This is a genomic window from uncultured Dechloromonas sp. (assembly GCF_945957265.1).
In the GTDB taxonomy this organism is placed as follows: Bacteria; Pseudomonadota; Gammaproteobacteria; order Burkholderiales; family Rhodocyclaceae; genus Azonexus.
This window is the reverse complement of the sequence record NZ_CAMFKO010000026.1, coordinates 1-13,208: the sequence shown is the minus strand read 5'-3', so window position 1 is coordinate 13,208 and position 13,208 is coordinate 1. Positions and strand designations below refer to the sequence as shown.

General features: G+C 61.1%; 13 protein-coding genes. 12 read left to right on the top strand and 1 reads right to left on the bottom strand.

The genetic code is table 11. From position 1 onward, the window contains the following. Nucleotides 1-67: 67 nt before the first annotated feature. From Q0P59_RS13650 to Q0P59_RS13610, 9 genes are all read left to right on the top strand, one after another. A complete protein-coding gene (locus Q0P59_RS13650; RefSeq protein ID WP_295007162.1) occupies nt 68-859 on the top strand; it encodes an acetoacetate decarboxylase family protein in 792 nt (263 codons plus the stop codon). 27 nt (nt 860-886) lie between these two features. Next, nucleotides 887-2,524: a fatty acid--CoA ligase gene (locus tag Q0P59_RS13645; RefSeq protein ID WP_295007160.1), complete on the top strand. Its 1,638-nt coding sequence runs from the start codon at nt 887-889 to the stop codon at nt 2,522-2,524. A gap of 86 nt (nt 2,525-2,610) precedes the next feature. After that, a complete protein-coding gene (locus tag Q0P59_RS13640) occupies nt 2,611-3,543 on the top strand; it encodes a D-glycerate dehydrogenase (protein ID WP_295007158.1) in 933 nt (310 codons plus the stop codon). Between the two features lie 21 nt (nt 3,544-3,564). Then, a complete protein-coding gene (locus tag Q0P59_RS13635) occupies nt 3,565-4,740 on the top strand; it encodes an L-lactate dehydrogenase (RefSeq protein WP_295007156.1) in 1,176 nt (391 codons plus the stop codon). 99 nt (nt 4,741-4,839) lie between these two features. Continuing rightward, nucleotides 4,840-5,127, top strand: a complete 288-nt coding sequence (locus Q0P59_RS13630) for a DUF1330 domain-containing protein (protein WP_295007154.1) — start codon at nt 4,840-4,842, stop codon at nt 5,125-5,127. A 52-nt stretch (nt 5,128-5,179) separates the two neighbouring features. Continuing rightward, nucleotides 5,180-5,959: an SDR family oxidoreductase gene (locus tag Q0P59_RS13625; RefSeq protein ID WP_295007152.1), complete on the top strand. Its 780-nt coding sequence runs from the start codon at nt 5,180-5,182 to the stop codon at nt 5,957-5,959. 117 nt (nt 5,960-6,076) lie between these two features. After that, complete coding sequence (locus Q0P59_RS13620) at nt 6,077-6,826, top strand: electron transfer flavoprotein subunit beta/FixA family protein (protein WP_295007150.1); 750 nt, start codon at nt 6,077-6,079, stop codon at nt 6,824-6,826. Nucleotides 6,827-6,828: 2 nt separating this feature from the next. Then, nucleotides 6,829-7,758, top strand: a complete 930-nt coding sequence (locus Q0P59_RS13615; protein WP_295007148.1) for an FAD-binding protein — start codon at nt 6,829-6,831, stop codon at nt 7,756-7,758. A 173-nt stretch (nt 7,759-7,931) separates the two neighbouring features. Next, nucleotides 7,932-9,575 carry an electron transfer flavoprotein-ubiquinone oxidoreductase gene (locus tag Q0P59_RS13610; RefSeq protein ID WP_295007146.1) on the top strand — a complete coding sequence of 548 codons (1,644 nt, stop codon included), beginning with the start codon at nt 7,932-7,934 and terminating at the stop codon, nt 9,573-9,575. A 584-nt stretch (nt 9,576-10,159) separates the two neighbouring features. Here Q0P59_RS13610 and Q0P59_RS13605 read toward each other — a convergent pair. After that, entirely contained in the window at nt 10,160-10,756 is a 597-nt protein-coding gene (locus Q0P59_RS13605) for a hypothetical protein (protein WP_295007144.1), read from the bottom strand. 340 nt (nt 10,757-11,096) lie between these two features. Between Q0P59_RS13605 and Q0P59_RS13600 the strand changes: the two genes are divergently transcribed. From Q0P59_RS13600 to Q0P59_RS13595, 3 genes are all read left to right on the top strand, one after another. After that, complete coding sequence (locus Q0P59_RS13600; RefSeq protein WP_295007142.1) at nt 11,097-11,231, top strand: hypothetical protein; 135 nt, start codon at nt 11,097-11,099, stop codon at nt 11,229-11,231. 6 nt (nt 11,232-11,237) lie between these two features. Further along, a complete protein-coding gene (locus tag Q0P59_RS19685; RefSeq protein WP_366090801.1) occupies nt 11,238-11,720 on the top strand; it encodes a DUF6710 family protein in 483 nt (160 codons plus the stop codon). A 190-nt stretch (nt 11,721-11,910) separates the two neighbouring features. Then, nucleotides 11,911-13,208, top strand: a 1,298-nt coding sequence (locus tag Q0P59_RS13595; RefSeq protein ID WP_295007140.1) for a radical SAM protein, incomplete at its 3' end; no start/stop codon positions are given.

The following is a 13,208-nucleotide window of genomic DNA, read 5'->3' as shown; positions in this document are numbered from 1 at the left end:
CGGCAAACCGGCAAGCATCCGGGCAACCCGGGCCGTCCCTACCCAAGAAGACTAGGAGACAAACAAGATGAATGGCTGGAGCTTACCGTTTTCCCCCAAGGGCCTGGCTTCGACGCTGACGCCGCCGCCCTGGCACTATTCGGGCGAAGTCATCGCGGTCGAATTCGAGATGAGCCGCGAACAGATCGCCGCGCTGCTGCCGGACGATCTGGAAGTCGGCGACAGCACGCAGTGCCTGGCCATCTTCGCCGACTGGAGTTCGGCGGCCGACAGCGATCCGCGCCTGCTTGCCGACCCGCGGCGCGGCCAGTACAAGGAAGCGTTCATCGTCGTCCCGACCCGGGCCGATGGCGGGCCGGCGGGCCGTGTTCCCTACATCTGGGTGGACAACGAAGTCGCCCATTCCCGTGGCCAGATCCAGGGTTTCCCGAAGAAACTCGGCGAAATCCACATGACCAAGGCGGTGGCACTGGGCCGCGGCGGCCCGAAACGGGAAGTCGGCAACACCTTCGTCGGCACCCTGTCCGCCATGGGACGCCTGCTGATGCGCGCCAGCGTGACGCTGACCGAGGCGATCAGCCCGGCCCAGTTGCCGCCGCTGCTGGCCCTGCCGCAGGTTCACACCCGCTACCTGCCGAGCATCGATCCGGAACTCGCACCGGCCCACGCCCATTCGATGAACATCCTGACCGATGTCGCCGCCGGCCAGGCGCTGGCGGGGACTGCAACGCTCGAATTCCTGCCGTCGGAACACGAAGAACTGGGCGACCTCGGCATCACCCGCGTCGGCAAGGGTTACCTGGCCAGCATCGCGATGACCCTGACCGGCGCCAAGACGATGCCGGCCAAGCCGTTCTGACATACGCACCGAGAGGCAGGTACCGACATGAACACCAAAATCCTCAAGCCCAGCGACTCGGCCTACGCCTACCCGCTGCTCATCAAACGTCTGCTGACCTCGGTGCAGCGCGTGGAAACCCGCAACCAGATCGTTTCGGGAACGCACCGCTTCAGCTACCGGCAGTTCAACGAACGGGTCTGCCGCCTGGCCAACGTCCTGCGCGCGCAGGGCATCGGCCCCGGCGACACCGTCGCGGTCATGGACTGGGACAGCCACCGCTACCTGGAATGCTTCTTTGCCATTCCGATGATCGGGGCCGTCCTGCATACCGTCAATATCCGCCTCTCGCCGCAGCAGATCCTGTACACCATGAACCACGCCCAGGACGACCTGGTGCTGGTGCATGACGATTTCCTGCCCATCGTCGACGGCATCAAGGGTGAGCTCGCAACCGTCAAGGGCTACATCCAACTGAGCGATGCCGAAACGCCGCCCGCCGCTTCCTTCGCGACGGCCGGCGACTACGAGGCGCTGCTCGCGCAGGCCGACCCGCACTACGACTTCCCGGACTTCGACGAGAATTCGGTGGCCACCGCCTTCTACACCACCGGTACGACCGGCAACCCCAAGGGGGTCTATTTCAGCCACCGGCAACTGGTGCTGCACACGCTGAACATAACCAACACCCTATTGTCCCGCAACGCCGACGCCCCGCTGCTCGACCACGGCGGGATCTACATGCCGATCACCCCGATGTTCCACGTCCATGCCTGGGGCATCCCCTATGCGGCGACGATGATGGGCATCCAGCAGATCTACCCCGGCCGTTACGAGCCCAACAAGCTGGCCCGCCTGATCCGCGAGGAAGGGGTCACCTTCTCCCACTGCGTGCCGACCATCCTGCAGATGGTTCTGCAGTCGGCCGAAGCGGCGAACACCGACTTCAGGAAGTGGAAAGTGATCATCGGCGGCAGCGCGCTGACGCCCGGCCAGGCCGAGCAGGCGATGGCGCTGGGCGTCGACGTCTTCAGCGCCTACGGCATGTCGGAAACCTGCCCGCTGCTGGCGATCACCCGCATCACCCGGGAGCAGCGCGAGCTGCCCTTCGCCGAACAGGTCGCCTGGCGCGTCAAGGCCGGCATCCCCAGCGACCTGGTGGACATCGAGATCTGGGATGCGAACGGCGCCCCCCTGCCGCACGACGGCAGAATCTCCGGCGAAGTGGTCGTCCGCGCCCCCTGGCTGACCCAGAGCTATCTTTTCGAACCGGAGAAGGGCGAGGAACTGTGGGCCAAGGGCTGGCTGCACACCGGCGACGTCGCCAGCATCCACCCGGACGGCTGCATCGAGATCAAGGACCGGATCAAGGACGTCATCAAGACCGGCGGCGAATGGATCTCGTCGCTGGAGCTGGAACGCATGATCAGCACCCACCCCGGCGTCCAGGCCGTCACGGTGATCGGCATCCCCGACGAGCACTGGGGCGAGCGCCCCTGCGCGCTGGTCATTCCGCGTAATGCCGAGTGCAGCCCGGCGAGCATCGTCGACCACCTGCAGCAATATGTCGCCGGCGGCGCCATCAACAAGTGGGCGATTCCCAAGGAAGTCAGGATCGTCACCGAGATTCCGACCACCAGCGTCGGCAAGATCGACAAGAAGCGGATTCGTGCTCAATTGGCATGACCGGGACAAATGCGCCGCGCGGCTTGCCCCCGCGCGACGCATCGGTCCCCACGGACAAGATGCACCATAAATAGAGAACAGCAATCATGAGCAAACCGATCATCCTGGTCATCCGCCAACTCCCCGCTCCCATGATGGCGGCCTTGCAGCAATTCGGCGACGTGCGCCTGCTCGACCCCGCCACCATCGGGATTCCGGAAGGCAACATATTGGTCTCCACCGCGGTCGACCCCGTGTCGGCCGAGTTGATCGACCGCCTGCCGGCTTCCCTCGGGCTGATCGCCAACATCGGCGTCGGCTACGACAACATCGACCGGGCGGCCGCCACCCGGCGCGGCATCGCCGTCAGCAACACCCCGGTCGTCACCGAGGATACCGCCGACCTCGTCTTCGCACTGCTGCTGGCTACCTGCCGCCGGCTCAGCGTCAGCGAGCGCCATCTGCGCGCTGGCAACTGGGCAGCCGGCGCCGGGCAACTGGGCCAGCGCGTACACGGCAAGCGCCTGGGCATCGTCGGCCTGGGCGCCATCGGCCAGGCCGTCGCCCGGCGGGCGCGCGGTTTCAACATGTCCATCCTCTACCATGGCCCGAAACCCTCCCCCGAGGCCGCCGCCGCACTGGATGCCCATTTCTGCCCGACCCTGGAGGAACTGCTGCGCGAAGCCGACATCGTCTCGCTCAACTGCACCCTCAACGAGCAGACCCGCCACCTGATGAACGCGGCAACCCTGGCCATGCTCAAACCGGGCGCCGTGCTGATCAACGTCGGACGCGGCCCGCTGGTCGATGAGAATGCGCTGGTCGACGCGCTGCGCAGCGGCCATCTGGGCGGTGCCGGCCTGGACGTATTCGAATTCGAGCCGCAGGTGACGCCGGCGCTGCTGGAATTCGACAACGTCACCCTGCTGCCGCATATCGGCAGCGCAACCGGCGAATGCCGCATGGACATGGCGCGTCGCGTCTGCGCCAATATCGGCCACTTCCTGCAGCAGGGCGCACCGCTCGACCGCTGCAACTAATCTCCCGACAAAGTCCTAGCGATGAGCATCTTCAACGTAAACCCGGTGACAGTCGAGGACTACCGGCTTCGTGCCCGGCGCTTCCTGCCGCGCTTCCTGTTCGACTACATCGACGGCGGCGCCAACCGCGAAAGCACGCTGCGCTACAACGTCAGCGACTTCGAGCATTACCGGCTGATCCAGCGCGTCATGAAGAATGTCGAGCATGTCGACTGCAGCACGGTGCTCGCCGGCCACCAGGCCGCGATGCCGGTGGCGCTGGCCCCGGTCGGCATGGCCGGCATGTTCGCCCGGCGCGGCGAAACCCAGGGCGCCCGCGCCGCCCAGCGCATCGGCATCCCCTTCACCACGTCAACCCTGGGCATCTGCCCGGTGGAAGAGATCCAGGCTGCCATCGGCCAGCCCTTCTGGTTCCAGCTCTACATGCTGCGCGACCGTGGCATCGTCGAGACCCTGCTCGCCCGCGCCCGGGCCGCCGGCTGCGACACGCTGGTATTCACCGTCGACCTGGCCGTGCTGGGATTGCGCCTGCGCGATTTCCGCAACGGCATGGTCGGCACCAACCTGCCGAGCAAGCTGTCGAAAATGGCCCAGCTGCTCTCCAGCCCGCGCTGGGTCCTGGATGTCGGCATCAAGGGCAAGCCCCACAGCATCGGCAACCTCAGCGACGTCGTTCCCGACCCGGACGATCTCAATGCCTACAAGGCCTTCATCGACTCGCAGGTCGACTCGACCGTGACCTGGCAGGACATCGCCTGGCTGCGCTCGATCTGGCCGGGCAAGCTGATCATCAAGGGCATCATGGAAGTCGACGACGCGCAGGCTGCGCTCGACGTCGGTGCCGACGGCGTGGTCGTTTCCAACCACGGCGCCCGCCAGCTGGATGCCGTCGCCTCCAGCATCAGCAAGCTGCCGGCGATTGCCGACGCCGTGGGCGGGCAGATGGAGGTCTACCTCGACGGCGGCGTGCGCAACGGGCTGGATGTCCTCAAGGCCGTCGCCCTCGGCGCCCGCGGCGTACTCATCGGCCGCCCCTGGATCTGGGCCATGGCCGGCGGCGGCGAAGCCGGGCTGGACAGCCTGCTCGGCCTGTTCCACAAGGAGATCCGGGCCGGCATGGCGCTGCTCGGTGTCAACCGCATCGAAGAGGTCAACCGGGATGTCATCGAGTTGGCCGCCGGCAAAACCGGCACGTAACTCACGCGGCAGCGTCACCCGCGGGAGAGCCAAGCAAACCGGCCATCCGGCGCGCTTTTTTTAGGTTGCAAAGTTTTTCACACAAGAGAGGTAAAGCAAATGAGTGCGTACGCTATTTTTGATGTCGAAATATACGATCTCCAGCGCTATCAGGAGTTCATGACCAAGGTAAAGCCTGTCATCGAGTCCTGCGGCGGCAAATACCTGGCTCGCGGCGGCGCCCACAAGGTCTTCGAAGGTGACTGGACCCCGCGCCGGATCGTGCTGTTCGAATTCCCCTCCATGGAGGCGCTCGAGGCGTTTTACTTCAGCGACGTATACCAGGGGCTGAAAGCCATTCGCGACGAGTGCAGCTCGGGTCGCGTCGTCGCAGTCGAGGGCATCTGACGCTTTCCATAACCGGGACGCCAGTCACACGCTTACAAAGGATAAATCCACCATGAATCTGAACCTGAAAGGCCGCAAGGCCATCGTCTGCGGCGCTTCCAAAGGCCTCGGGCGCGCCTGCGCCCTGGCCCTTGCCGAAGAAGGCGTCGACCTGGTCATCAACGCCCGTAACGCCGCCGATCTGGAGGCAACCACCGAAGAGATCCGCAGCCAGACCGGCGTCGCGGTACAAGCGGTCGCCGCCGACATCACCACCGAAGCAGGCCGCGCCCTGGTGCTCGCCGCCTGCCCTGCCCCCGACATCCTGGTCACCAACGCCGGCGGCCCGCCTCCGGGCGACTTCCGCAACTGGGATCAAGAGGCATGGTATGCGGCCCTGGATGCCAACATGCTGACGCCGATCTTTCTCATGAAGGCGGTGGTGGACGGCATGCTGGAACGCCGTTTCGGCCGCATCGTCAATATCACCTCGTCGGCCGTCAAGGCGCCGATCTCCATTCTCGGCCTCTCCAACGGCGCGCGTAGCGGCCTGACCGGTTTCGTCGCCGGACTGGCGCGCGAGACCGTGGCCCACAACGTCACCATCAACAATCTGCTGCCCGGCTCCTTCGAGACCGATCGCCTGAAGTCCACCGTCGCATCGTATGCCCAGAAACTGGGTGTCGACGCTGCCCAGGTCCGCCAGCAGCAAATGCAGGCCACGCCGGCCAAACGCTTTGGCGACCCGAGCGAATTCGGCGCCATGTGCGCCTTTCTCTGCGGCAGCCAGGCCGGCTTCATCACCGGCCAGAATCTGCTGCTGGACGGCGGCGCCTATCCGGGCACCTTTTAACGCGACGAGACCGGCACGACAGACATGGATGCGATTCGATCGCACCTGATCGGGGCGCATCCGGATGATCGAGGTGACTTGAAGCACCTCACACAGTAGAACGAGAAATAGACAAACATGAAGATTCTGGTCCCCGTAAAACGGGTTATCGACTACAACGTCAAGGTCCGCGTGAAGGCGGACGGCACGGGCGTTGATCTGGCCAACGTCAAGATGAGCATGAACCCCTTCGACGAAATTGCCGTCGAAGAAGCCGTGCGCCTGAAGGAAGCCGGCATCGCCACCGAAGTCATCGCCGTCTCCTGCGGCGTCGCCGCCTGCCAGGAAACCCTGCGCACCGCCATGGCCATCGGCGCCGACCGCGGCATCCTCGTCGAAACCGACGTCGAGCTGCAACCGCTGGCCGTCGCCAAGCTCCTCAAAGCCCTGTGCGACAAGGAACAACCGCAACTCGTCATCTGCGGCAAGCAAGCCATCGACGACGACGCCAACCAGACCGGCCAGATGCTCGCCGCCCTGCAGAACTGGCCGCAAGCCACCTTCGCCTCCAAGGTCGTTTTGGCTGATGGCAAAGCCACCGTCACCCGCGAAATCGACGGCGGCCTGGAGACCCTGCAGATCACCCTGCCGGCCGTGGTGTCCACCGACCTGCGCCTCAACGAGCCGCGCTACGCCACCCTGCCCAACATCATGAAAGCCAAGAAGAAGCCGCTCGACACCGTCAAGCCGGCCGACCTCGGCATCGACGTCACCCCGCGCCTGACCACCCTCAAGGTCGCCGAACCCGCCAAGCGCAGCGCCGGCGTCAAGGTCGCCGATGTCGCCGAACTGGTGAACAAGCTCAAGAACGAAGCCAAGGTGATCTGATCATGACCATTCTCGTCATTGCCGAACACGACAACGCCGCCCTCAAGGCCGCCACCCTCAACACCGTCGCCGCCGCCCAGAAGATCGGTGGCGACATCCACGTCCTCGTCGCCGGATCCGGCTGCGCAGCCGCCGCGCAACAAGCCGCCCAGCTGCAAGGCGTCGCCACCGTCAAGGTCGCCGATGCCGCGCACTACGCCGCCCAGACCGCCGAGAACCTGACCGCCCTGGTCATTGCCAACGCCGCCGGCTACAGCCACATCCTCGCCCCGGCCACCACCTTCGGCAAGAACCTCGCCCCGCGCGTCGCCGCCTTGCTCGATGTCGCCCAGATCTCCGAAATCTCCGGCGTCGATAGCCCGGACACCTTCGTCCGCCCGATCTACGCCGGCAATGCCCTGGCCACGGTCAAGAGCGCCGACGCGGTCAAGGTCATCACCGTGCGCAGCACCGCCTTCGACGCCGTCGGCACCGGCGGCAACGCCGCCATCGAGTCCATCGCCGCGGCGGCCGACACCGCGCAGACCCAACTCCAGAACCGCGAACTGACCAAGTCCGAGCGTCCCGAACTCGGGGCCGCCAAGATCATCGTCTCCGGCGGTCGCGGCCTGGGCAGCGGCGAGAACTACCACAAGCTGCTCGAACCGCTCGCCGACAAGCTCGGCGCCGCGCTCGGCGCCTCCCGCGCCGCCGTCGATGCCGGCTTCGTGCCCAACGACTACCAGGTCGGCCAGACCGGCAAGATCGTCGCCCCGCAGCTTTACATCGCGGTCGGCATCTCCGGCGCCATCCAGCACCTGGCCGGCATGAAGGACTCCAAGGTCATCGTCGCCATCAACAAGGACCCCGATGCGCCGATCTTCCAGATCGCGGATTACGGGTTGGTCGGGGATTTGTTCGAGGTGGTGCCGCAGCTGACTGCCGTTGTCTGATTTTCCTTGCGTCCAGCCTGCTTTTTTGCGCTGGTTGATAGGCCCGGCAGAAATGCCGGCCTTTTTTTCCGCATTGTTTCTCCTGTGCGCCGGTAGCCGATCTCTCATACCGACGCCTTCCGGTCCGGCAGAAATGCCGGACCATTTTTTTCCACTTTTTATGATGAAGAGCTATGGAACGCGAATCCATGGAGTTCGATGTCGTCATCGTTGGCGGCGGCCCTGCCGGTTTGGCATCGGCTATCCGGCTGAAGCAACTGGCGGCAGAAAATGAAACCGAAATCTCCGTTTGCCTGATCGAGAAAGGTGCCGAAATCGGCGCCCACATTCTCTCCGGCGCGGTGATGGACCCGAGAGCGATCGCTGAACTTTTCCCGAACTGGCAGGAAGAGGGAGCGCCACTCAACGCGCCGGTCTCCGAAGACCGGGTCTATGTTTTTTCGGAAAACGGGGCAAGCCGGATTCCGAATGTGCTGATTCCCGCCTGCCTTCACAACGAAGGCAATTACGTCATCTCGCTCGGCAACGTCTGCCGCTGGCTGGGGAGTCGTGCGGAGGAACTCGGCGTCGAGATCTACCCCGGCTTTGCCGGCGCCGAGGTGCTGTTCGACGAGCAAGGGGCGGTCAAGGGCGTCGCCACCGGCGACATGGGCCGCCTGCACGATGGCAGCGCAGGCCCCGGCTTCCAACCGGGGATCGAACTGCACGGCAAATACACTTTCTTCGCCGAAGGCTGTCGCGGCCATCTCGGCAAACAGGTCATCGAAAAATTCGCGCTCAATGCCAATGCCGACTTTCAGACCTACGGCATCGGCCTCAAGGAGCTGTGGGAAATCCCGCCCGAGAAACACCAGCTCGGCCTGGTCGTGCATAGCGGCGGCTGGCCGATGCAGCCCGACACCTATGGCGGCGGCTTCCTTTATCACCTCGAAAACAACCAGGTCGCCGTCGGCTTCGTGGTCGGCCTCGGCTACAGCAATCCCCATCTCTCCCCTTACGAAGAGTTCCAGCGCTACAAGACGCATCCGGAAATCCGCAAGTTCCTCGAAGGCGGCAAGCGCATCGCCTATGGCGCCCGCGCGCTGACCGCCGGCGGCCTGCAATCGCTGCCCAAGCTGACTTTCCCGGGCGGCGTGCTGGTCGGCGACGATGCCGGCTTCCTCAACGCGGCACGCATCAAGGGCTCGCACTGTGCGATCAAGTCCGGCGCGCTGGCGGCGGAGGCCTGCTTTGGTGCCTTGAAGCAGGAGCGTCAGCGCGACGAATTGAGCGAATATCCCGAAGCATTCAAGAACAGCTGGCTGTACGACGAACTCTACCAGGCGCGTAATTTCAAGCCGTGGATGGCCAAGGGCTTCAAGCTCGGTTCGCTGATGTTCGGTATCGATCAACTGCTGCTGAGAGGCCGGGCGCCGTGGACCCTGAAACACGGCATTCCCGACCACGCCAAGCTGAAGCCGGCCAGCGAGTGCCCGAAGATCGATTACCCGAAGCCGGACGGCGTGCTCACCTTCGACCGGCTGTCCTCGGTCTTCCTGTCGAGCACCAACCATGAGGAAGACCAGCCCTGCCACCTGCAGCTGAAGGATGCCGGCGTGCCGATCAGCGTCAACCTGGCCAAATACGACGCTCCGGAGCAGCGCTTCTGCCCGGCTGGCGTCTATGAAATCCTCGGCCAGGACGAAGGCCGGCCGCGCCTGCAGATCAACGCGCAAAACTGCGTCCACTGCAAGACCTGCGACATCAAGGACCCGACCCAGAACATCAACTGGGTCGTCCCGCAGGGCGGCGAAGGACCGACCTATCCCAACATGTAAGGAATATCTGTTCCGGCAGGGGGCTGACCGTCCTGTAGCCCCTTCCCGAGTCCGGCCCGGCACGGCAGATGGCTGCCAGCGGGGTCGTTGACGCGAAAGCATCCGGATCGCGCGCACAAATGAAAAAGCCACTTCAATCGAAGTGGCTCATTTCATTTTGGTTTGGCGCGCCAGAGAGGATGAATCTGGGCACTGGGAGGAAGTAATATCTGTTGGCTGATAGTTGATAAGGCCCAAAAATGGACTGGGCTGGTCAGCCCCCGTCTGCCTAAACAGTCGTTGGCTCAGTTTAGATTTGGGGCGACAAAAAGCCCAACAACAGACATTGCTAGCGATAAACTGCATGGGTTTATGACGTACCTCGAAACCACCACGGAAACCAAGCGGTTAGAACACGGATAAAAATACTGGGCTGGCTTCTATGCCACATTACTGTTAGGTCCTGGGTCGGGACAGTAGCCGCCCCGTTGCGGTCCTTCGGTTTGCGGCGGCCAGCTGAGAAAACGTCGCCAATGACTTGGATTCAATAAAAAAACGGCGGATTAACCCGCCGTTAAGTGAATAGTCAGCAAACAGCCAAACAATCAGCTGTCCTTGGTGAGGTATTCAACCAGGTCATCCCAGTCCTTCTGCTCTTCCTCGTCGCAGTCGAACTCGCCCTTGTGCTCTTCACACAACCCCTGCGAATCCAAGTCCTCCACGCGGTACAAAACGCTGCTGCCACAGCAGCGGCAGTGTCCGAACTGATCAGAATCGTGAGCAGCTGATGGATGAACCCACGCTTCCGGTTCATCACCCGGCTGCACATCGCCGAGGGGAATGTTGTCAGAGCTGCGCCTGCCAGTCATACAACACGGGGGAGTGAGGCCGTCTTGTATGGTAAGAGCCAAAAAATCCACCATCTCCTGTGCCGTCGTCAGCTCCGTATCACGCATGCGCGCGATTGCATCGCTAATTAACTCTTTGTGAGGCTCCTCTTGCCCGAGCCATTGGTCATCGAGACAGTGATCTGCATTTGGCGCAAGTAGAGCGGCTCGGCTGTTATAGCCAAGATGTGCTGCGACGATAGCGTGAGCATGGGACGAACCAATGCGGATACCGCGCTTTTTCGCTTCTGCGCGTAGATGTGCCGCTGCGGCGGCAGTATAGTCAATATCGGAATCGTGGTTATTAATTGACATTGTCATTGCTCCATAAATACGAGACAGAGCCAAGCGCTTAATCACTGCCTCATAGGGCGAATGACAAGTATAGGGTGTTGCAAAAACCTGAGTCTGGTCGCGATGCGCACTGCGCTAATGCCAGGCCGGAATATGTTTTGAGGTCGCTTGGAGCCAAGGCAACACGGGCCGACGCAGATCTTAGCGCCGATCATGTAGTTTGCCAAGCGTGCTGGGAATACGTGTCCGCAACCTGCGCTGCAGCGGTCAGTAATCTTAGCCAGCGCCACCAGCAGCAATGCTGCGAGTGGTACGGTTAGGCCATCGGACAAAGAAAAATATTCAAAAGGAACTCGTAACCATGGACAAAAAACTGAAAGCACTTGCACGCCTGATGGATGAATTAGACATCGGGCAACCAGAAGACATCAAACAAGGGGCACGCATCCCTGTACAAAAATTTCCGAGTGAAAAACTCACCATCAAAGACAAATAGCGTTCGTTGCTGTGGAACATCGACACAGCTGAATCTCATGGCTCGAAGGCGTTGGCAGGACTGACTCAAGCACTGGCTCGGATAGTTCAGGCTGAAATTCTTCAGGGATTACTATTTGACGCTCGTGAGCACCGGGCTCCGGCGAACTGCCCCGAAACGCTGCTGTGGGACACGACGATTCCTCTTCGGGCCGATGGAAGCACGATGAAGGATTTGCTTTCTCACGAATCGGGCGAAATATCTCTCGATCTGGCGCACTCGGCAATAATTCCTCAACCATGGGAGCGCTGGAGATTAGCCCGCGCACTGCAAAACCTCGGCCCAACCGGCAAGCATGGCAATTGGCGTCAGACCCACAATACGCACGCAGTCGTTTGGCAACCATGGCCAATAGCATGGATCGACAATGGAAACCATTCGGCCATGGCCGCAATTTTGACGCATGGCGGCACTTGCATACCAGCATCGGCGCTAGTATGCTGGCATTAAACTACCCCATGTAATGAGTGAAATTTAGAGCACTTAAAAAGTCACTCAGTGGGAAGTAGTCTAGGTCAAAAGGTTCGCTGTCCAACTGATGGGGGTGCCTGTGCCAAATTCTTCGCGAACCGCCAACGTAAACCCTATCAATTTCATTGGGCGAAGACAGCCATCTCCGAAAGGTGCAGGGTCCAGTTTCATGCCGCTATCGCTTAATGACCAAGCGGTAGTAATACGGGCGGATAGATCAAGAGCATTGTTCGTTCCCGCGCTATGCCGCCTATACGATTTGGATGACTGCGAAATACCCGAGTTTCCGGGTGCCAACACCCACGCGGAAATTTCTTTGGAGGAGCTTCCAACTCTTCGCGATGAAATTTGGAGGGAGATCCATGAGCGTATTGGCAACAACAAACTGCACAGGCATCACTCACCAGGGATTGCCCTGATCATTACACAAAACTGTAATCTCTCCTGTTCATATTGCCTTGCGAAACAGGGCACCTTTGGACTTGAGTTGTCTACCGCTAACGTCGATTTGGTTAAAGGTCAGATTGCTAAACTATTTGACAATTACCCTGACATCGACTTTATCAAATTCTTCGGAGGCGAGCCTACTCTCCGAATGGATCTGATCGAGAGCATTTGTAAATTCGTCTCGACAGAGCTTGGTCGAGACGTTCATTTCGCTGTGACCACGAACGGAACACTTCAAGCCAAGGAGCACCTCGAAGTGTGGCGGCGGTACAGAGTAAGTGTCTCGGTGAGCATTGATGGCCCAGCCGAAATCCATGACGCCGAGCGTGTCGACAAGAAAGGACGTGGAAGCCATGAGAAGGCGTCGATATATGCAAATACTCTACGCGATTCGGGCTTTCCATTTGCCGTAGTGGGTGTCTTTGATGACCGCCATATTCGGGCCAGCATTTCATATTTGGAAACAATCCAGTATCTCAATCAAATTTCTCCGCTTACAAAAGTTCAGTTCTTGGAAACACTCGGCTCTGCATCAGAGCACGACGTATTGGCGTCAAATGGGAACTTTGTTCAGTGCGTGACACAGCAAATCGAGAAGGCCGTAGCTGCTATTATTAATTTAGCATCGAGAAGTTGGGTATCACCAGACAGGGAATGGTTATACGACAACAACATTATGCGATTTGTGTACGGCGTGATGAGCGAAAAGGCAATTCCATATGAACACGCCTGCACGGCAGCAAACCTCACAACGATCTTTCCAGGGGGCGAGGTAATGCCTTGCTACACTTTCTCGGAGGATCCATCGTTGCATCTCGGGCGAGTAACCTCTAGCACCTCAGAGATTGAGGCTCGCAGGGATGCCTTTCGACGTTCTCATGCGTGGGAGAAGCTGTCCGGAGCAGGTGTGCGTGCGCCGTGGTATAGGGGAATCGTCGGTGACATATGTGTTGCCGATATGCGCAATAGTGCACTTGAAGGCATCATGAAACAGAGTCGCTTTTACGCGCTATTCCAAGA